We start from the raw sequence: 18921 nt of genomic DNA, 5'->3' as shown, positions 1-18921 counted from the left end.
TCTTCGGGTCGTTCCGGACAGGGGTGGCGCACATCACCCTGACGGGCGCTGAAACGCGCCGCGGGGTTTCACGGGTTCATGACACTCTCACCTCTGGTTACCCGTCGGTAATCCTCAGCCACCCCCCACCCTCCTCAAGGACTGACCTTGCGTATCCGCAAGCGGCCCTCGCGGGCCGTCGTGCCCGCGCTCGCCGCATCCGCCCTCTTTCTCGCCGCCGGCTGCTCCGCGAGCTCCGCGGAACCGTCCTCCCGGGCCGACCACGCCCGGCCGGCCGCGGCCTCCTCCTCCGCGGAGGCCGGGCAGCCGCTCGCCGTCGCCGCGGCCCCCGAGGCGGCGGCCACCTCGACCGCCGTGGCCCGTCCGGGCGCGCCGGGCGGCCGGGCGCACCGTGCCGCGCTCAAGGTGACGTCGTACGACAGCAAGACCCGACGAGCCGTCATATCGCCTGTGGGGAAGAGTGGTTCAGGCGTCAGGGTCACTGAATCCCCGTTCCCTTCCCCGTCCGCCGGGAGCACGGCGAAACCGCACGGCACCACCGTGGGCGATGTCATCGCCAGCGCTCCCGCGCCCGGTGCCCCCGACGGTCTTCTGGCGAAGGTGACCGAGGTGATCGGCGAGAGCGGTGACGGCACCGAGGTGCAGACCGCCCCGACGACCCTGGACGCCCTCCTCGGTGACGACGACGCCAAGGGCTCCGTCCCCGTCGACCCGGCGTCCTTCGACGTCGAGAAACTGCTGCCGGACGTGCAGGTGTCCTGGGCAGGGTCCGGAGACGTCCACGTCGGCCCCGAGGGTGCGAAGGTTCCGCTCGGCAGCCTGCGGATCGATGTCGGCGCGAAGGTGGCGACGGCGCCGGGGGCACCGGCGTCGGCCGCGGCATCCGTGTCCGGGTTCGTGCAGGTCGCACCCGATGTCGACTTCTCCTACGGCGGTGACGTGGCCCGCTCCGGGCCCGGAGCCGCCTACCTCGGTGTCTCCGGCGACTGGGACGCGCAGTGGGCGGTGAAGGGGCGTGCCGCCGCCTCCGCGCAGCCGCAGCGGGTGCCGTTCGCCAAGCTGCACGCCGACCCCGTTCTCCAGGTCGGCCCGATCCCCGTCGTGGTGAACCTCGATCTGACCTGCTACTTCCAGATCGGCGCCGACGGAACCGTCACGGTCGACGTCGAGCAGCATCTCAAGGGTGACTTCAAGGCCGGCGGCACCTTCGGTCCTGCCCAGGGGTGGACGCCGGTCGACGAGTCGCACATGACGAGCAGTCCGGTGCGTACCTCCGTCACCGCGGCGGGACGGGTGAAGGCGGCCCTTGGCGCCGAGGCCACCGTCGGCCTCTACGGTGCCGTCGGTGTCACCGCCGACCTGGCCCCGTATCTGCGGGGCGAGGCCGCGGGCTCGGCCGAGGCCGCGACCACGACTGGGTCCACGGCGAAGACGGACGTCGCCGCGACGGGTGACTGGGCTCTCTACGGCGGTGTCGACCTGACCGGAACCCTGCGGATGCAGTTGTCCGTCTTCGGTACTCCCGTGTTCCAGCGTGTCATTCCCCTGGGTGTGTTGCACCGGGAGTGGAAGCTCGCCGACGGCCATGGGTAGGTCCCGGACGCGTCCGACGCCCGCCTGAGGCCTGCATCTCCCGTGCTCACCAGTAACCACGCTGATGGGCATGGGAGTTGGGCCACGGTGAAACCCGAATGCCCTCAACGGCTCTTTCGCAGACACCCGTTGGGAGATCCTTCATCGCACCGAGACCCGCGACCTCTGGTGCTTTCCAGGCACGCCGGGGAGGCTGACCTGGGCATGCCAAGATGACCGCCTGGTCTGCCCTGCCCCCACGCCGCGGTCGATCTGGAGGAAGCAGTGAGAAGAAGCTCGCGGACCCGCAAGGTCTCGCTCGTCCTCGGCAGCGCCGTCGCGCTGGTCGTCGCCTTCCCGGGCAACGCCCTCGCCGACCCGCCCACGGCCCTGCCCGGGAACGCGGACGCGCTGGAGAGCACGTTCCAGCCGGCCTTCGACTACGACACCGACGGCTGCTACCCGACGCCCGCCATCGGCCCCGACGGGACCGTCAACCCCGGCCTCAAGCCCTCCGGGGCGCTGAACGGCCACTGTCACGACCCCTGGGACCTCGACAACACCAACGGCTACTCCCGCGAGAAGTGCAACAACGGCTGGTGCGCCATCATCTACGGCCTCTACATGGAGAAGGACCAGGCCGTCGTCGGCAGCGGCCTCGGCGGGCACCGCAACGACTGGGAGCACGTCGTCGTGTGGGTCCAGGACAACGAGGCCAAGTACGTCTCCACGTCGGCCCACGGCAACTTCAACATCTACGCCCGGGACCGGATCCGCTGGGACGGGACGCACCCCAAGGTCGTCTACCACAAGGACGGCATCGGCACCCACTGCTTCCGGCCCGCGAACACCAACGACGAACCGCCGGAGAACAGCTACCACACCTGGCAGTTCCCGACACTGGTCGGCTGGAACGGCTACCCCGCCGGACTGCGCGACAAGTTGACCTCGTACGACTTCGGCAGTGCCCACTTCGGCCTCAGGGACGACAGCTTCAGCTCCCACCTGGCGAAGGCGAAGCCCGCAGGCATCGCCTTCGACCCCAACGCCTGATCCGCCCCCGGGGAGGCCGGCCGCTCCGCCGCGCCCGGCGCCGACCCCGGCTGCGCTGCGACGATGACCGTGTGTGCGCGGACGTCCACCGACGTGCGGTAAGGTTCGGATGCGCGAACACACGGGCAACCGTGTGCGAGACGCATCGGGACGTGGCGCAGCTTGGTAGCGCACTTGACTGGGGGTCAAGGGGTCGCAGGTTCAAATCCTGTCGTCCCGACTGTTGAAGTCGTGGCCGGAGGCCGTATCGGAATTCCGATACGGCCTCCGGCTTTTCCGCGTCCACCGCGGGTGCGGGGCCCGGCCGGCGCTGTCCGCCGGCCGCCCGCGAAGGGCTGATCAGGCCTGGTCCAGCAGGGCGACCAGGGCCTTCCTCAGTGTCGTGCGGGGGTCCTTGGACGGCCCCTCGGACCGCCAGGCGACGAAGCCGTCGGGGCGCACCAGCACCGCCCCTTCCGCGGTCACACCGTGGACCTGCGCCCAGTCCGTGTCACCCGCGGGCACCAGATCCGCCTCGGGTCCTGCGCCGATCCGGTACGAGTCGAGCGGGACCGACAGCTGCCGGGCCGTGTCCTTCGCCGCCGCGTGCCAGGCGTCGGCGCCGTCCGCCGAGCTCAGCAGCACCATGGAACGCTCGTACAGGTCGAGGGTGGAGATCCGGGCACCGGCGCGGGTCAGCCACAGGTGCGGCGCCCGGCTTCCCGGCTCGCCCGTCAGCCGTACGCCGTCGGGCACGACCGGAGCGGCCGCGTCGGCGCCGATGACCGCGCCCCGCGGGTAGCGGTAGGCGAGCGCCACATTGAGGATCCCGCCCTTCCTGCCGCCGGGGCCGCCCTGGCCACCCGCTCCCGGCTCCGGGGTGTACCCGGGGTGGCTGTGCTCGACCGAACGCGACGAGGCACGCGCGCTCGTCGCCTCCGCGACCGGCCGGCGCTCGGCGTCGTACGACTTCAGCAGTCCGGGCCCGGCCCAGCCGGCCAGCACGGCGGACAGCTTCCAGGCGAGGTTGTGGGCGTCCTGGATACCGGTGTTGGAGCCGAACGCCCCCGTCGGGGACATCTCGTGGGCCGAGTCGCCGGCCAGGAACACCCGCCCCTGCGCGTACCGTTCGGCGACCCGCTCGGCCGCGTGCCAGGCCGCCCGGCCGGTGATCTCCACGTCGAGATCCGGCACGCCGACGGCCCGCCGGATGTGCTCCACGCACCGCTCGTCGGTGAACTCCTCGAGCGTTTCCCCGTGTTCGGGGTGCCAGGGAGCGTGGAAGACCCAGTGCTCCTTGTTGTCGACGGGCAGCAGAGCCCCGTCGGCCGCCGGGTCGGTCAGATAGCAGACGATGAACCGGCGGTCACCGACGACCTCCGCGAGGCCCCGCGAGGTGAACGTGAGGCTCACGTTGTGGAACAGGTCGCCAGGACCGGTCCGGCCGATGCGGAGCGTGTCGCGGATGGGGCTGCGCGGACCGTCCGCCGCGACGAGGTAGTCCGCGCGGATCGTCGTGTGCTCGCCGGTCTCCCGGCTCTTGACCTTCGCCGTCACCCCGTCGGAGTCCTGCTCGAACGACATCAGTTCCGTCGAGAACCGAAGGTCGCCGCCCAGCTCCCGGGCGTTCGCCAGCAGCACCGGTTCGAGGTCGTTCTGGCTGCACAGGCACCACGCCCCCGGGCTGAAGCGGGCCAGCCCGCCGCCGGGGTCGATCTCCTTGAACAGCCATTCACCTGCGTCGCCCACCAGCGTCGGCGTCTGGAGAATGCCGTGGTTGTCCGCGAGGACGGACGCCGCGTCCTCGATGCGCCGCTGCACCCCGGCCACCCGGAAGATCTCCATGGTGCGCACGTTGTTTCCCCGCCCGCGCGGGTGCCTGGACGTGCCCGCGTGGCGTTCGACCAGGACGTGCGGCACCCCGAGACGCCCCAGGAACAGCGAGGTCGAGAGGCCCACCAGTGAGCCGCCGACGATGAGGACGGGCGTGTGGAGACCGTTCTCGCCGGCCTCTTCGAATGCGTTCATCGATTGCCTCCAGCGCCGCCTGGGACGCGAGTCAGGGATGGGTGTGCAGGTTCCATGCCCGGTGCGGGCCGGTTCGCTCGGCAGGGGCACCCGGATGGCGCGCGGTTCACTCGCCTGACCCGCGGGGCTCGCGCAGTCCCGGGCACGCGGCAACGATCAGTTCATGGCGGCCCCGGCGTTTCGGATACCGCGGTCGTTCCGGACTTCCGTGACGAAAAGGAGAGGTGTGCCGCAATGTCCAACTCGGGACGTATCGCGCAGTCGGCCTTCGACGGATCGAAGCTTCGGGTGATCCTGCTGCTCGACCTGTACGAAGGCGCCCAGCAGCAGTTCCTCGACGCGTACGAACTCATGCGCAACCAGGTCGCCTCGGTCCCCGGTCACCTCAGTGACCAGCTCTGCCAGTCGATCGAGAACCCCTCGCAGTGGCTCATCACCAGCGAGTGGGAGAGCGCCCCGCCCTTCCTCGCCTGGGTGAACAGCGAGGAGCACGTCGAAACCGTCCGGCCCATGCACAGCTGCGTCCGGGACACCCGGTCGATGCGCTACAGCATCCTGCGCGAGACCAGCCCCACCGAGCCGCTCACCCCCGAAGCGGCCAGGCCTGCCCGGCAGGTCGAGGCCCGCGTGGGCAACGGCGTCGCGCGCCACGCCCTCACCTTCACCGTCAGGCCCGGATCCGAGTCGAAGGTCGCGGAGATCCTGGCCGGCTACCAGTCGCCCCAGGCCCAGGTGGACGACACCACCCGGCTGCGCCGCACCTCGCTCTTCATGCACGGCAACCGGGTCGTGCGGGCCGTGGAGGTCGAGGGCGACCTCCTCGCGGCACTGCGCCACGTCTCGCGCCAGCCCGAGGTCCGCGCGGTCGAGGAGGCCATCAACCCCTACCTGGAGCAGGACCGGGACCTGAGCGACCCCGACTCCGCGCGGGTCTTCTTCACCCGTGCGGCCCTCCCCGCCGTCCACCACGTGGTCTCGGGACGCGAGGAACCCGCCAAGGTGACCAGGCACGCGCTGTTCTACCCGGCCCGGCCGGGCTGCGGAATGGAACTGGCCAGGCTGCTCGCCCACCAGGACGAGGCGGCGGCCGACGCCAAGGACAGCCCGGTGTACAGCAGCACCGTCTTCCAGCGCGACGACATCGTGGTGCGGCTCATCGACATCACCGGTGACCTCGACCTCGACCCCGTCGCCTCACTCGGCCTCAAGGGCGCCAAGAAGGCCGCCGAACTGGAGCGCCTCCTCGACGGCGCGGCGATCGGCGTCGAAGGCTCCCTGGGGACGGAACGCAACATCAACCGCCTCCTGTCGCACGCCGACATGCTGCCCATCACCGACCGGAGCTCGGCGGACTCCTGACGGAGCGCCGCAGCCCCCGTCCCCGGACGTCCATCCGGCGTCCACGCCACACCCGGAGGTTGAAGCATGACCCAGCACCATCCACGCATCGTGGATCTGAGCGAGACGGAACCCAACCGTAGGCGCGGAGGAGACATCCGGGCCCTTCTCACACCCGCCACGGTGGGTTCCACCAGCGGCTTCATGGGCCTGGCCGTCATCCAGCCCGGCGAGCGCATCGCCGAGCACTACCACCCGTACTCCGAGGAGTTCGTGTACGTGGTCAGCGGCGCCCTCGAAGTGGACCTGGACGGTGAGGCGTTCACGCTCAGGCCCGACCAGGGCCTGCTGATCCCGATCGACATGCGGCACCGCTTCCGCAACGTCGGCCACGAGGAGGCCCGCATGGTCTTCCACCTCGGTCCGCTCGCCCCGCGTCCCAGCCTCGGCCATGTCGACACGGAGGCCACCGACGACACCGTGCCGAGCCCCGAGTTCATGACCACCGTGCCCAACCTGTCCGCGCCGGACCACGGACAGCCGTCCGAGCGAAGCGGGGCCATAAAGTGACGCGGCGGGTGGCCGTCACCGGCATCGGTGTGGTCGCTCCTGGAGGCACCGGGACAAAGGCGTTCTGGGACCTCCTCGAAGGCGGCCGCACCGCGACCCGGGGCATAACGCTCTTCGACCCGGCGGGCCTGCGCTCGCGCATAGCCGCCGAATGCGACTTCGACCCGCTCGCGCACGGTCTGGACCCGGAGCTGATCGAACACGTCGACCGGTACATCCAGTTCGCCGTGGTCGCGGCCGACGAGGCCGTCCACGACTCCGGCCTCGACACGGGCCGGGAAGACCCATGGCGCGTCGGAGTCTCCCTGGGCAGCGCCGTCGGCGGCACCACCCGTCTCGAACACGACTACGTGCGGGTCAGCGAGTCGGGCCGGCGGTGGGACGTGGACCACCGCGCGGCCGACCCGAAACTCCACCTCGCGTTCGCGCCCAGCACCCTCGCCTCGGTCGTCGCCGAACAGTTCGGGGCGCAGGGACCGGTGCAGACCGTCTCCACCGGATGCACCTCCGGACTCGACGCGGTCGGATACGCCTTCCACACCATCGAGGAAGGCAGGGCCGACGTCTGCATAGCCGGGGCGTCCGACTCGCCGATCTCCCCCATCACGATGGCCTGCTTCGACGCCATCAAGGCCACGTCGCCCGACAACGACGACCCCGAGCACGCCTCCAGGCCCTTCGACGCCAACCGCAACGGCTTCGTCATGGGCGAGGGCGCGGCCGTACTGGTCCTGGAGGAGTACGAGCACGCAAGGGCCCGCGGCGCGCACATCTACTGCGAGATCGGCGGCTACGCCACCTACGGCAACGCCTACCACATGACCGGTCTCACCAGCGAGGGCCTGGAGATGTCCCGGGCCATCGACAGCACGCTCGACCAGGCACGCCTCGACCCCACGCTCATCGACTACGTCAACGCGCACGGCTCCGGCACCCGGCAGAACGACCGGCACGAGACCGCCGCGGTCAAGAGGTCCCTGGGCCAGCACGCCCACCGGACGCCGATGAGCTCCATCAAATCCATGGTGGGCCACTCGCTCGGCGCGATCGGCGCGATCGAGGTCGTCGCCTGCGTCCTCGCGCTGAAGCACCAGGTGGTGCCGCCCACGGCGAACTACGAGACCCCCGACCCCGAGTGCGACCTGGACTACGTGCCGCGCACCGCACGCCCGCGGAAGCTCAGGAACGTGCTCTCCGTAGGCAGCGGGTTCGGCGGATTCCAGTCCGCGGTGCTTCTGACCGGGCCGGCTGGGAGGACACGATGAGCACTCAGCGTCCCCGGAACGCGGTCGTCACCGGCATCGGTGTCATCGCGCCCAACGGACTGCGCGCCGACGCGTACTGGAAGTCCGTCAGGGAAGGCCTCAGCGTCCTGGACGGGATCACCCGCGAGGGATGCGGACACCTGCCGCTGCGCGTCGCCGGCGAGGTGCGGGCCTTCGACGCCGCGGACCTCATCGAGGAGCGCTTCCTCGTCCAGACCGACCGCTTCAGCCACTTCGCGATGGCCGCGACCGTCCTCGCCCTCGACGACGCGGGCCTCGGAGCGGGCGCCCCCGAGGACGCGTACGACATCGGCGTCGTCACCGCCGCCGGATCGGGCGGCGGCGAGTTCGGCCAGCGCGAACTCCAGAAACTGTGGGGCCAGGGCTCCAGATACGTCGGCCCGTACCAGTCGATCGCCTGGTTCTACGCCGCCAGCACCGGCCAGATCTCCATCCGCGGCGGATTCAAGGGGCCGTGCGGAGTCGTCGCGAGCGACGAGGCCGGGGGACTGGACGCCGTCGCGCACGCCGCCCGCGGTGTACGGCGCGGCACCGGCGCGATGCTCGTCGGCGCCGCGGAGGCGCCGCTCGCCCCGTACTCGATGGTCTGCCAGCTCGGCTACCCCGAGCTCAGTACCGTCGAGGACCCCGGTCGCGCCTACCGCCCCTTCACCGAGGGAGCCTGCGGCTTCGTACCCGCGGAAGGCGGCGCCATGCTCGTCGTCGAGGACGAGCGGCGTGCGCGCGAGCGGGGAGCCGAGGTCCGCGCCCTCGTGGCCGGACACGCGGCCACGTTCACCGGAGCCTCGCAGTGGGAGCGGTCCCGGGAAGGGCTCGCCCACGCGATCCGGGGCGCCCTCGCCGAGGCCGGCTGCGCCCCGGAGGAGATCGACGTCGTCTTCGCCGACGCGCTGGGCGTCCCGGCCGCCGACCGCGCCGAGGCCCTGGCCATCGCCGACGCCCTGGGGGCGCACGGCACCCGGGTACCCGTCACCGCACCCAAGACCGGCATCGGACGGGCCTACTGCGGGGCACCCCTGCTGGACACCGCGGCCGCGATCCTCGCGATGGAGCACGGCCAGATCCCTCCCACCCCCAACGTGTTCGACATCTGCCACGACCTGGACCTGGTGACGTCGAACGCCCGCCCCGCCGAACTGCGCACCGCCCTCGTCCTCAGCAGGGGACTCATGGGGTCCAACGCGGCCCTGGTCGTGCGCCGAGGTGGAGACCGCGCCCGGTGATCCGGGCCGCACGTGAGGAGAACCACCGCATGATCACCACCGAAGTGACCGTCGACGAACTGGCCGCGCTCATGAAGAAGGCCGCCGGGATCACCGTCGACCCCCACGAACTCGCGCAGTCCTTCGACGCGCCGTTCGGCACCCTCGGACTCGACTCGCTCGGTCTGCTCGGCATCGTCGGCGAACTGGAGAACCGGTACAGCCGGCCCCTGCCCCCCGACGCGGAGCGCTGCAAGACCCCGCGGGAGTTCCTCGACCTCGTCAACGACACCCTCAAGGCTGGAGCCTGAAGTGGCCGGACACACCGAGAACAGCATCGTCATCGATGCCCCGCTCGACCTCGTGTGGGACATCACGAACGACATCGAGAACTGGCCACGGCTCTTCAGCGAGTACGCGTCCCTCGAAGTCCTGACCCGGGACGGCGACACGACCACCTTCCGTCTCACCATGCACCCGGACGAGAACGGCAAGGTGTGGAGCTGGGTCTCGCAGCGCACCGTCGACCGTCCCGGGCGGACCGTCCGGGCGCGCCGCGTCGAGACCGGGCCGTTCGCGCACATGAACATCCGGTGGGAGTACGAGGAGACGCCGGCCGGTACGCACATGCGCTGGGTGCAGGACTTCGCGATGAAGCCCGACGCCCCGGTCGACGACGCCTGGATGACGGACAACATCAACCGCAACTCCGCCACGCAGATGGCCCTCATCCGGGACCGGATCGAGCAGGCCGCCCGCGAGCGCCGCAGCCCCGCCGCCATGCCCCGCTGACCGCCGCAACCGGCACAGGAAAGGACACCCGATGCATCACGCCCTGATCGTCGCCCGCATGGCGCCCGACTCGGCTCCGGCGATCTCCGACGTGTTCGCCGCCTCCGACCGCGGTGAGCTCCCGCACCTCATCGGGGTCAGCCGGCGCAGCCTCTTCCAGTTCGGCGACGTGTACATGCACCTCATCGAATCGGAACGGGACCCGGGACCCGCCATCGCGAAGGTGGCCGGACACCCCGAGTTCCGGAGCGTCAGCGAGGAACTGTCGGCGTACGTCAGCGCGTACGACCCGAAGACATGGCGGAGCCCCAAGGACGCCATGGCGCACTGCTTCTACCGCTGGGAGCGGGACACCGCCTCCTGAGGCACCGTGACACAACCCGAGGCCGCCGGCTCCGCGACGAAGCGGAACCGGCGGCCTCGGGTTTTTCTCCGTGCGCCGCCTGTCAGCCGGGGACGGTGCACTCGAAGGCGTGCAGATAGGGGTTCACCGGGCGGATCTCGCCGATGACCAGGCCCGCGGCGGTGAGCCGGTCGACCATGCTCTGGCGGGTGTGCTTGGCCCCGCCGACATTGAGGAGCAGCAGCAGGTCCATGGCCGTCGTGAACCTCATCGACGGAGTGTCGTCCACGAGGTTCTCGATGACGACGACCCGGGCGCCGGGCCGGGCCGCCTTGCGGACGTTCGCGAGCGCCCTGCGGGTGCTCTCGTCGTCCCACTCCAGGATGTTCTTGATGATGTAGACGTCCGCCTGGACCGGGATGTCCTCACGGCAGTCCCCGGCCACGATCCGCACCCGGCCGGCCAGCGCCCCGCCCTCGCGCAGGCGAGGGTCGGCGTTCTCCACCACGCCCGGCAGGTCGAGCAGGGTGCCGTGCATGCCGGGGTGCTTCTCCAGCAGACTGGCCACCACGTGCCCCTGACCGCCTCCGATGTCGGCGACCGCCTTCACGCCCCGCAGGTCGAGAAGGTCGGCGACGTCCTTGGCCGACTGCGAACTGGACGTCGTCATGGCCCGGTTGAAGACGTGAGCCGACTCGGGGGCGTCCTCGTTGAGGTACTGGAAGAACTCCTTGTCGTACACGTCCTCGAAGACGTTGCCGCCGGTGCGGACCGCCTCGTCGAGCTTCGGCCAGACGTTCCACGTCCACGGCTCGGTGCACCACAGGGCGATGTAGCGCAGGCTGTTGGGGTCGTCCTCGCGCAGGAGCCGGGACATCTGCGTGTGCGCGAAGGTACCGTCGGGGCGCTCCGTGAAGACGCCCTGGCAGGACAGGGCGCGCAGCAGCCGGCGCAGGGTCCCCGGCCGGGTCTTGACCGCGGCGGCCAGTTCCTCGGCGCTCATGGGCGTGTCGTCCAGCGCGTCCGCCACACCCAGCCGGGCCGCGGCGCGTACGGCGGCGGCGCGGGCCGCGCCGAAGACGAGTTCCCTCAGCTGCATGGACGGCGGGGGACTCTGTTCGACAGTTGTCATTCAATGCCTCGTTTCTGATGTCGGCTCTGATGTCGTCGTTTCCGATGTCGTGCCGTACGGGGAGGACTCAGCACATGCCGGTGGGCTCGGAGACCTTGCAGCTGTTGCCCCGGAACGTGTTGCCCTTGCCTGCGGTGTCGCGGTTGGCGATGTCGGAGGGACCGTTGCGCAGGACCACGTTGTCGCGCACCTCGTTGCGCTCGCTGAGCGCGCCCACGAAGCTCTTGAACAGCACGATGCCGCCCGACAGCGGGGACGTGCCCACGTTGTCCTCGACCCGGTTGTGCGTGACCCGCGTGTCCTCCGCGCCGGTGAGGACGATCCCCGAGCCCTGGAGGGCGGGCAGCCGGGCGGTCTTGGGGCAGGACCTGTTGTTGGCGTGGATGTAGTTCCCGCGGACGGACAGGTCGCCGACGCGCGGCTTGTTCTCGTCGCCCACGACGAACACCGCGGTGCAGTTGGCGGTGGCCTCGTTACGGGCGATGGTCAGGTTCCGCAGCCGTCGTACCGTGATGCCGATCCGGTTGCCGCTCAGCAGGTTGTGGGCGACCACCGTGCCCCGGGTGTCGCGGGCTCCCTCTTCGGTGGCGACCGTGTTGGAGAGGAACACGCCGGCGTCGCCGTTGTCCTTCGCGACGTTGCGGACGAACCGGGTCCGCACGGACCGCTCCTCGGCGATACCCCACTGTCCGTTCTTCTCGGCGGTCACCCGGCGCACCGTCAGTCCGTCGGTCCCGGTCGCCCACAGGCCCTGCTTGGAGAAGCCCTTGACGGTCAGTGAGGCGACGGTGACGCCGCTGACGCGCTTGCTGTCGGTCCCGGTCACACAGATGCCGTTGCCCGCCTTGGCGCAGGCGTCGGTGGCGGCCGTGTTCGGCACGATGACGGTGGACCGGGCGCTCGCGCCCCTCAGCGTCAGGTCCTTCACCGTGATGGTGACGCTCTCGCGGTAGGTGCCGGGGGCGACGACGACGGTGTCGCCCGCGCGCGCCGAGTCCACGGCCTTCTGGATGGATTCACCTTGGCGTACCAGGTGCACCGACGGGTGGTCGGCGGGCAGGGCGGCGCCCACTCCCGACGCCACGACGACCGCGGTGCAAGCGAGGTATGCCATCTTTTGTCTGGTCATGGGCCGAAGCTATGAACCGCCGTTCCGGCCCGCCACCGGTGCTCCACCAGGTGGCCCGCTCCGGTCACCGTGACGCGCCGAACGACACCACGGGCACGCACGGGAGGGCGCCGCCGGGACAGCCCGGGGCGCCGTCACCGACCTGGGCCCGCGGAACACGGGCCGGCGTCACCGCACCGCGCGCACGGCGGGCGCGTCCGCCCCGGCCCGGCGTTCACGGCCGGACGAGCGGCAGCTGCCACGGGGCACGCCGGATGGGCGGGGCGGGTAACTCCGTAACCCTGACGTCGAGCAGGGAGTGGGTGCAGCGACAGTTGGGAGCGGTGTCGACGAGGAGCAGATACGTGATGGTCGTGCCGCTGCCGATGCGCCCCGGTCCGATGCTCAGCCGGGAGCCGTCCACCGAGGCCGGCGGAGGCTGCGCCGCGCTCGGCTCGGACTCCGTGCCCACCATCTCCAGGTAGGGCACGTCGAGGTCGACCTGGAACGGCTGCCCCTGGTCGAAGGCGCTGCTGGGGATGTCGCGCCGGCCGGGGTTGGCGAGCACGAGCCGCACCAGATGGGGGTCGGCGAGCAGCGTGCCGTCGCGCCGGATCTCCAGCCGTCCGCCGACGAGCGGATCGACCAGCGGATCATGGCCCGTCGAGTAGGTCAGACGCCACCTGGGATGCGAGGCGCGCAGTGCGGCCCAGATCGCGCCGGCGCCCGTGAGGACGGCGACGCCGACCCCCGTCGCGGCCCAGAAGGTGCTCGCGGTGTAGAAGGCGCCGGACGCGACGGGCGCGAGATGGTGAACGTCGTACACGGGCAGCCCGACGCGCCGAGGGGCCGGCCGCGCGTCGTACTCCATTCGTACGTGCGGCAACTGTTCCGGTTGTTCTCTCACCGCCCCGGCCCGCCGACGGTCCTGCGCCGACGGACGGTCAGGCCCGGCCCTGACGGCCGAGACGGGCCCCGTCGAGGAACGCGGTCCAGCCGGCCGCCGAGAAGACTAGGGCCGGGCCGCGGGTCCTTTTGGAGTCCCGGACGGCGACGGCGTTCCCGACGAGGGCGACTTCCACGCAAGCTCCGTTGCCGGAGCTGCGGCTGCTCTTGCGCCAGTGGGCGTCCCTCAGGTCGACCTGCCGGGCGAACCGCCCGTCGTGCCCGCTCATGTGCCGTACATCTCCCTTGCGATCGTCTCCAGGACCGAGCGCGTCTCCTGCGGATCGGGAGCCGCCGCGCGCACCAGGTCGAAGGTCTGGATGAACGTCCGGACGTCCCGTTCCTTCTCCAGATACACGTTTCCTGCGATGGAGTTGACGTAGACCACGGTCGGGGTCCGGGGCTCGAACTCCAGGAGCGAGAACATCCCGGCCAGTGCCGCGTGCGCGCCCTTGGCGGTCGGCATGATCTGGATCGTGACGTTCGGCATCGCCGTGGCCTCGGCCAGGTACGCGAGCTGCGCCGCCATGACGTCGCTCCCGCCGACCGGTCGCCGCAGCGCGCTCTCCTCCAGCACCACCCACAGTTCCAGGGGCTCGGGCTCCCGGGTGAGCAGCGACTGGCGCTCCTTGCGGAAGCTCACCAACTGGTCGACCTCGTGGGGATCGTTGGGCCTGGCCGCGGCGATCACCGACCGGGCGTAGTCCTCGGTCTGCAACAGGCCGTGCACGAAGGTCGGTTCGTAGGAACGCAGGGCGCGGGCGTCGGACTCCAGGCCCGCGTAGGTGGCCATGCCCGAGGGCAGGACCTCTCCGTAGTGTGCCCACCAGCCCTGCTGCTGTGCGTCCCTGTGGATCTGCATGACCGTCTCGGTCTGCGCCGAGTCCGTGACCCCGTACCACTCCAGCAGGTCCCGGACGTCTCGTGCCTTGATGGGCGCCTGGCCGGTCTCCACCCGGCTGATCTTGGACATCGAGCACTCCAGATGCGCGGCGGCGTCCTCGATCTTCTTGCCCGCGTGCTCACGCAGCCGACGCAGCTCGGAACCGAGCTGGCGGCGCCGGACGGTCGGTCCACCGACTGGAGGCATGGCCCCTCCTCACACCGGACGTGGTGGTGTATTGCTCCACGCAAGTGTGCCCGTACTCCAACTCCCTTGTCATTCACTTCACTTGATTCGAGACAGGTGGCTGACGCACTTGCGTGGAGGAAGTCACTCTGTCGCGCCGGGGGCGTGCGCCTCTGCCATGACGACAACCGCCCCGGTCGGAGGATCCGGCCGGGGCGGTGTGTGCGGAGGTGTGTCCGCGGGGTGGTGCGGTGGGTCAGGCGAGTGTCGCCAGCGTCTCGTTCCAGGTGGTGGACGGGCGCATGATCTTCGCGGCCTTCGCGGGGTCGGGCTGGTAGTAGCCGCCGATGTCGGCCGCGTTGCCCTGGACCGCGTTCAGCTCGCCGACGATCGTCTCCTCCTGCGCGGCCAGCGTCTCGGCGAGCTGGGCGAACGCCTTGGCGAGTTCGGCGTCGTCGGTCTGGCCGGCCAGCTCCTGCGCCCAGTACAGGGACAGGAAGAAGTGGCTGCCGCGGTTGTCGATGCCGCCGACCCGGCGGGTCGGGGACTTGTCCTCGTTGAGGAAGGTCGCCGTGGCGCGGTCGAGGGTGTCGGCGAGGACCTGGGCGCGGGCGTTGCCGGTGGTCTTCGCGAACTGCTCGAGGGACGGCACCAGCGCGAAGAACTCGCCCAGCGAGTCCCAGCGCAGGTAGTTCTCCTTGACCAGCTGCTGGACGTGCTTCGGCGCGGAGCCGCCGGCGCCCGTCTCGAAGAGGCCGCCGCCTGCCATCAGCGGGACGACCGACAGCATCTTGGCGCTGGTGCCCAGCTCCAGGATCGGGAACAGGTCGGTCAGGTAGTCGCGCAGCACGTTGCCGGTCACCGAGATGGTGTCCTCGCCGCGGCGGATGCGCTCCACCGACAGCTTGGTGGCCTCGACCGGGGCGAGGACGCGGATGTCCAGGCCCTCGGTGTCGTGCTCCGCGAGGTACTCCTCGACCTTGGCGATCAGGTTGGCGTCGTGGGCGCGGGACTCGTCCAGCCAGAACACGGCCGGGTCGCCGCTGGCGCGGGCGCGGGTGACGGCGAGCTTCACCCAGTCCCTGATCGGCGCGTCCTTGGTCTGGCAGGCGCGGAAGATGTCGCCGGCGGAGACCGTCTGCTCCAGGACCGCGATGCCGGCCGCGTCGACCAGGCGGACCGTGCCGGTGACCGGGATCTCGAAGGTCTTGTCGTGGCTGCCGTACTCCTCGGCCTTCTGCGCCATGAGGCCGACGTTCGGGACCGAGCCCATGGTCGAGGGGTCGTAGGCGCCGTTGGCGCGGCAGTCCTCGATCACGGCCTGGTAGACGCCCGAGTAGGAGGAGTCCGGCAGCACCGCGAGGGTGTCGGCCTCCTGGCCGTCCGGGCCCCACATGCGGCCGGAGGTGCGGATCATGGCCGGCATCGAGGCGTCGACGATGACGTCGGACGGCACGTGCAGGTTGGTGATGCCCTTGTCGGAGTCGACCATTGCGAGGGCCGGGCCCTCGGCGAGCTCGGCGTCGAAGGACGCCTTGATCTCGGCACCGTCGGCGAGGGCCTCCAGGCCCTTGTAGATGCCGCCGAGACCGTCGTTGGGGGTCAGACCGGCGGCGGCGAGCGTCTCGCCGTGGCGCGCGAACGTCTTCGGGAAGAAGGCGCGCACCACGTGACCGAAGACGATCGGGTCGGAGACCTTCATCATCGTGGCCTTGAGGTGCACCGAGAACAGCACGTCCTCGGCCTTCGCGCGGGCGATCTGCGCGGTCAGGAACTCGCGCAGCGGCGCGACGTGCATCACGGACGCGTCCACGACCTCGCCCGCGAGGACGGGTACGGACTCACGCAGCACGGTGGTGGAGCCGTCGTCGCCGACCAGCTCGATGCGCAGCGTGCCGGCCTCGGCGATCACCGCGGACTTCTCGGTGGAGCGGAAGTCGTCGACGCCCATGGTGGCGACGTTCGTCTTCGACTCGGACGACCACTTGCCCATGCGGTGCGGGTGGGTCTTGGCGTAGTTCTTGACCGACGCGGGGGCGCGGCGGTCGGAGTTGCCCTCGCGCAGGACCGGGTTCACGGCGCTGCCCTTGACCTTGTCGTAACGGGCGCGGATGTCGCGCTCCTCGTCCGACTTCGGGTCGTCCGGGTAGTCCGGAAGCGCGTAGCCCTGAGCCTGAAGCTCGGCGACCGCAGCCTTCAGCTGGGGGATCGACGCCGAGATGTTCGGCAGCTTGATGATGTTCGCGCCGGGCGTCTTGGCCAGCTCACCGAGCTCGGACAGGGCGTCCGCGATGCGCTGGTCCTCCTGGAGGAACTCCGGGAAGAGGGCGATGATGCGCCCGGCCAGCGAGATGTCACGGGTCTCCACAGTGACACCCGCCTGAGAGGCGTACGCCTGGACCACCGGCAGGAACGAATACGTCGCCAGGGCCGGGGCCTCGTCAGTGTGCGTGTAAATGATGGTCGAGTCAGTCACCGGGTGCTCCGCTCCACGTCTGCAACATTGCTCGACATCAAGATATCTCGTGAGCGCCCCCGGCTCGACAGGGGTCCACTCCGCGTCGGACCCGGCCCGCTGAAAATCCGCCGTCCGCACCGGCCCGGACCCGCCGGAGGCGTACCCGGGGCCCTCCGCGCCGGCCCGCACTCGCCGGGGGCGTACCCGGGGCCGGTCCGCGCCGGCCCACACACGCCTGACGCGTACCCGCGGCCGTCCGCCCGGCCCGCACTCGCCGGACGCGTACCCGCGGCCCTCCGCCCGGCCCCGCGTTGTGAACGCGCGGGCCGGAGTGAATCGGGCGGTGCCCCTCGAAGGCAACCGGGCCGCCCGCCCAGGAGTACAGGAAGTGATCGCGCACTTGCATCCTGCGGCGGACCTCCCGGCACTCCGTCGCCCGAACGAAAGCGAACCATGAGATATCGCACCAGAGTGACGGCCCCCGCGGCCGCGCTGCTCGGTACCGCCGTCGCGCTCGCCGCCGCCCCGACCGCCTCGGCGCGGCCCCTGACCCCACGGCCCGATGAGGGCACCCCGGGCGCGGAGACCCTGGGCGACTCCGTCTTCCCGGCCCTCGGCAACGACGGCTACCGCGTCGAGGCGTACCACCTCGACTTCTCGTACGACGCCACGACCCGTCTGGTCGACGCCAAGGCGATCCTGATGATCAGGGCGACGCAGGACCTGTCCCGCTTCTCGCTCGACGCGCTCGGTCTGGATGTCCGCGCGGTGCGGGTCGGCGCCGTCGCGGCCGGCTTCGAGCAGGTGGGCGAGAAGCTGCGGGTCACCCCGGTGCGGACCCTGCCGGAGCACTGCGCCGTCGCGGTCTGCGTCGAGTACGGCGCCGACCCGGCCAGGAAGCTCGCGCACACCGCCTGGGTCCCCACCCCCGACGGCTTCGCGACCTGCCCCCAGCCGGACGCCGCGCACACCGTCTTCCCGTGCAACGACCACCCGGCGGACAAGGCGGACTTCAGCTTCCGCATCACCGTGCCGAACACCCTGCGCGGTGTCGCGAACGGCTCGCTGATCCGCACGGAGAACCTGGACGGGGACCGGACCGCGTACACGTACCGTTCGGCCTCCCCGATGGCCACCGAGCTCGTGCAGATCACCGTCGGCGACTACACGGTCAAGGAGCGGCAGGGGCCAGGCGGGCTGGGGCTGCGCGATGTCGTCCCGACGGCACGGGCCACCGCGCTGGAACCCGCGCTCGCTCTCACTCCCGGTCTCGTCGACTGGCTGGAGCAGCGGCTCGGCGCCTATCCGTTCGAGACGTACGGGCTGCTGCCCTGCAACTCCGACGACCCGAACGCCTTCGACTTCACGGGCCTGGAGACCCAGACCCTGACGCTCTACAAGCCGAACTTCCTGCTCCAGGAGGAGAAGAAGATCGGCTCGCACATGATGCACGAGCTGGTCCACTCCTGGTTCGGCAACAGCGTCAGCCCGGCCGACTGGGCCGATCTGTGGCTGAACGAGGGCCACGCCGACTTCTACGGGCTGCTCTACCGCTACGAGCGCGGCTGGCCGGACTCGCTCGGCCTGACCACCATGGAAGCCCGGATGAAGGACACGTACGCCAAGGGCGACCAGTGGCGTCAGTCCTCCGGGCCGGTCGCCGCGCCGAACGCCGTCAACCTGTTCGACAACCAGCGCTACCTGGGCGGTGTCCTGGTCCTCTACGCACTGCGCGAACTCATCGGCGAGGACGTCTTCAACCGCGTCGAGCGCACCTTCCTGGAGCGCCACCGCAACCGCGCGGCCACCACCGCGGACTACATCGCGGTCGCCTCCGAGATCTCCGGGCAGGACCAGGCCGGATTCCTGAACGACTGGCTGTACGGGACGAGGACACCGCGCATGCCGAACCACCCGGACTGGACGGTCACCCCGGTGGTGTCGAGCCTGGTCGCCCCGCGCAACCGCGCGCCCGGCCACTACCCGGACTCGACCGCCACGCTCTGACCGCGCGGCGAGGCGGCCGGGGCCGGGCGGAACACACCG

Annotated in this window: 17 protein-coding genes and 1 tRNA gene; 11 read left to right on the top strand and 7 right to left on the bottom strand. The window is 70.7% G+C overall.

Annotated elements, in window-relative coordinates:
* Window positions 1-153 precede the first annotated feature (153 nt).
* The 3 genes from ABZV42_RS09255 (at window position 154) to ABZV42_RS09245 (ending at window position 2845) form a co-directional block, all read left to right on the top strand.
* A complete protein-coding gene (locus tag ABZV42_RS09255) occupies window positions 154-1593 on the top strand; it encodes a hypothetical protein (protein WP_356051613.1) in 1440 nt (479 codons plus the stop codon).
* A gap of 264 nt (window positions 1594-1857) precedes the next feature.
* Complete coding sequence (locus ABZV42_RS09250; RefSeq protein ID WP_355984412.1) at window positions 1858-2625, top strand: NPP1 family protein; 768 nt, start codon at window positions 1858-1860, stop codon at window positions 2623-2625.
* 146 nt (window positions 2626-2771) lie between these two features.
* Window positions 2772-2845: transfer RNA gene (locus tag ABZV42_RS09245), tRNA-Pro, on the top strand.
* A 119-nt stretch (window positions 2846-2964) separates the two neighbouring features.
* Here ABZV42_RS09245 and ABZV42_RS09240 read toward each other — a convergent pair.
* A complete protein-coding gene (locus ABZV42_RS09240; protein ID WP_356051399.1) occupies window positions 2965-4632 on the bottom strand; it encodes an FAD-dependent monooxygenase in 1668 nt (555 codons plus the stop codon).
* Between the two features lie 234 nt (window positions 4633-4866).
* Between ABZV42_RS09240 and ABZV42_RS09235 the strand changes: the two genes are divergently transcribed.
* The 7 genes from ABZV42_RS09235 to ABZV42_RS09205 all read left to right on the top strand — a co-directional run bounded on the left by ABZV42_RS09235 (window position 4867) and on the right by ABZV42_RS09205 (window position 10184).
* Entirely contained in the window at window positions 4867-5991 is a 1125-nt protein-coding gene (locus ABZV42_RS09235; RefSeq protein WP_355984410.1) for a SchA/CurD-like domain-containing protein, read from the top strand.
* 66 nt (window positions 5992-6057) lie between these two features.
* Entirely contained in the window at window positions 6058-6540 is a 483-nt protein-coding gene (locus ABZV42_RS09230; RefSeq protein ID WP_355984409.1) for a cupin domain-containing protein, read from the top strand.
* Complete coding sequence (locus tag ABZV42_RS09225; RefSeq protein WP_355984408.1) at window positions 6537-7805, top strand: beta-ketoacyl-[acyl-carrier-protein] synthase family protein; 1269 nt, start codon at window positions 6537-6539, stop codon at window positions 7803-7805. Before ABZV42_RS09230 ends, ABZV42_RS09225 begins: the two co-directional genes overlap by 4 nt.
* Window positions 7802-9049 carry a ketosynthase chain-length factor gene (locus ABZV42_RS09220; protein WP_355984407.1) on the top strand — a complete coding sequence of 416 codons (1248 nt, stop codon included), beginning with the start codon at window positions 7802-7804 and terminating at the stop codon, window positions 9047-9049. The genes ABZV42_RS09225 and ABZV42_RS09220 overlap by 4 nt, the downstream gene beginning before the upstream one ends.
* A 29-nt stretch (window positions 9050-9078) precedes the next feature.
* The gene (locus ABZV42_RS09215; protein ID WP_355984406.1) at window positions 9079-9339 is read left to right on the top strand and encodes a phosphopantetheine-binding protein; all 261 of its coding nucleotides are present in this window, start codon (window positions 9079-9081) and stop codon (window positions 9337-9339) included.
* A 1-nt stretch (window position 9340) separates the two neighbouring features.
* Window positions 9341-9820, top strand: a complete 480-nt coding sequence (locus ABZV42_RS09210) for an SRPBCC family protein (RefSeq protein WP_355984405.1) — start codon at window positions 9341-9343, stop codon at window positions 9818-9820.
* A gap of 31 nt (window positions 9821-9851) precedes the next feature.
* A complete protein-coding gene (locus ABZV42_RS09205) occupies window positions 9852-10184 on the top strand; it encodes a TcmI family type II polyketide cyclase (protein ID WP_355984404.1) in 333 nt (110 codons plus the stop codon).
* An 82-nt stretch (window positions 10185-10266) separates the two neighbouring features.
* On the opposite strand, the gene ABZV42_RS09200 is transcribed toward ABZV42_RS09205, so the two are convergent.
* The 6 genes from ABZV42_RS09200 to ABZV42_RS09175 all read right to left on the bottom strand — a co-directional run bounded on the left by ABZV42_RS09200 (window position 10267) and on the right by ABZV42_RS09175 (window position 16893).
* A complete protein-coding gene (locus ABZV42_RS09200) occupies window positions 10267-11295 on the bottom strand; it encodes a methyltransferase (RefSeq protein ID WP_355984403.1) in 1029 nt (342 codons plus the stop codon).
* A gap of 67 nt (window positions 11296-11362) precedes the next feature.
* Window positions 11363-12424: a right-handed parallel beta-helix repeat-containing protein gene (locus tag ABZV42_RS09195; RefSeq protein ID WP_356051396.1), complete on the bottom strand. Its 1062-nt coding sequence runs from the start codon at window positions 12422-12424 to the stop codon at window positions 11363-11365.
* Between the two features lie 214 nt (window positions 12425-12638).
* On the bottom strand, window positions 12639-13289 hold the full coding sequence (locus ABZV42_RS09190; protein WP_356051393.1) for a hypothetical protein: 651 nt from the start codon (window positions 13287-13289) through the stop codon (window positions 12639-12641).
* A 58-nt stretch (window positions 13290-13347) separates the two neighbouring features.
* Window positions 13348-13578, bottom strand: a complete 231-nt coding sequence (locus ABZV42_RS09185) for a DUF397 domain-containing protein (RefSeq protein ID WP_355984400.1) — start codon at window positions 13576-13578, stop codon at window positions 13348-13350.
* Complete coding sequence (locus tag ABZV42_RS09180; protein WP_355984399.1) at window positions 13575-14438, bottom strand: helix-turn-helix transcriptional regulator; 864 nt, start codon at window positions 14436-14438, stop codon at window positions 13575-13577. The genes ABZV42_RS09185 and ABZV42_RS09180 overlap by 4 nt, the downstream gene beginning before the upstream one ends.
* Window positions 14439-14673: 235 nt before the next feature.
* A complete protein-coding gene (locus tag ABZV42_RS09175; RefSeq protein WP_356051391.1) occupies window positions 14674-16893 on the bottom strand; it encodes an NADP-dependent isocitrate dehydrogenase in 2220 nt (739 codons plus the stop codon).
* 435 nt (window positions 16894-17328) lie between these two features.
* Between ABZV42_RS09175 and ABZV42_RS09170 the strand changes: the two genes are divergently transcribed.
* Window positions 17329-18882: a M1 family metallopeptidase gene (locus tag ABZV42_RS09170; protein ID WP_355984397.1), complete on the top strand. Its 1554-nt coding sequence runs from the start codon at window positions 17329-17331 to the stop codon at window positions 18880-18882.
* The last annotated feature ends 39 nt before the right edge of the window (window positions 18883-18921 follow it).

It is taken from the genome of Streptomyces sp. NPDC005281, from assembly GCF_040607495.1.
Lineage (GTDB): Bacteria > Actinomycetota > Actinomycetes > Streptomycetales > Streptomycetaceae > Streptomyces.
Note: the sequence above shows the minus strand (reverse complement) of the source record. Positions and strands in the feature narration are given on the sequence as shown.

Bases quoted from the DNA above. Each gene is read 5' to 3' on its own strand.
- ABZV42_RS09220 (WP_355984407.1), top strand. From the start codon at position 7,802: ATGAGCACTCAGCGTCCCCGGAACGCGGTCGTCACCGGCATCGGTGTC.
- ABZV42_RS09200 (WP_355984403.1), bottom strand. From the start codon at position 11,295: ATGACAACTGTCGAACAGAGTCCCCCGCCGTCCATGCAGCTGAGGGAA.
- ABZV42_RS09170 (WP_355984397.1), top strand. From the start codon at position 17,329: ATGAGATATCGCACCAGAGTGACGGCCCCCGCGGCCGCGCTGCTCGGT.
- ABZV42_RS09195 (WP_356051396.1), bottom strand. From the start codon at position 12,424: ATGACCAGACAAAAGATGGCATACCTCGCTTGCACCGCGGTCGTCGTG.
- ABZV42_RS09180 (WP_355984399.1), bottom strand. From the start codon at position 14,438: ATGCCTCCAGTCGGTGGACCGACCGTCCGGCGCCGCCAGCTCGGTTCC.
- ABZV42_RS09235 (WP_355984410.1), top strand. From the start codon at position 4,867: ATGTCCAACTCGGGACGTATCGCGCAGTCGGCCTTCGACGGATCGAAG.
- ABZV42_RS09240 (WP_356051399.1), bottom strand. From the start codon at position 4,632: ATGAACGCATTCGAAGAGGCCGGCGAGAACGGTCTCCACACGCCCGTC.
- ABZV42_RS09205 (WP_355984404.1), top strand. From the start codon at position 9,852: ATGCATCACGCCCTGATCGTCGCCCGCATGGCGCCCGACTCGGCTCCG.
- ABZV42_RS09215 (WP_355984406.1), top strand. From the start codon at position 9,079: ATGATCACCACCGAAGTGACCGTCGACGAACTGGCCGCGCTCATGAAG.
- ABZV42_RS09185 (WP_355984400.1), bottom strand. From the start codon at position 13,578: ATGAGCGGGCACGACGGGCGGTTCGCCCGGCAGGTCGACCTGAGGGAC.
- ABZV42_RS09230 (WP_355984409.1), top strand. From the start codon at position 6,058: ATGACCCAGCACCATCCACGCATCGTGGATCTGAGCGAGACGGAACCC.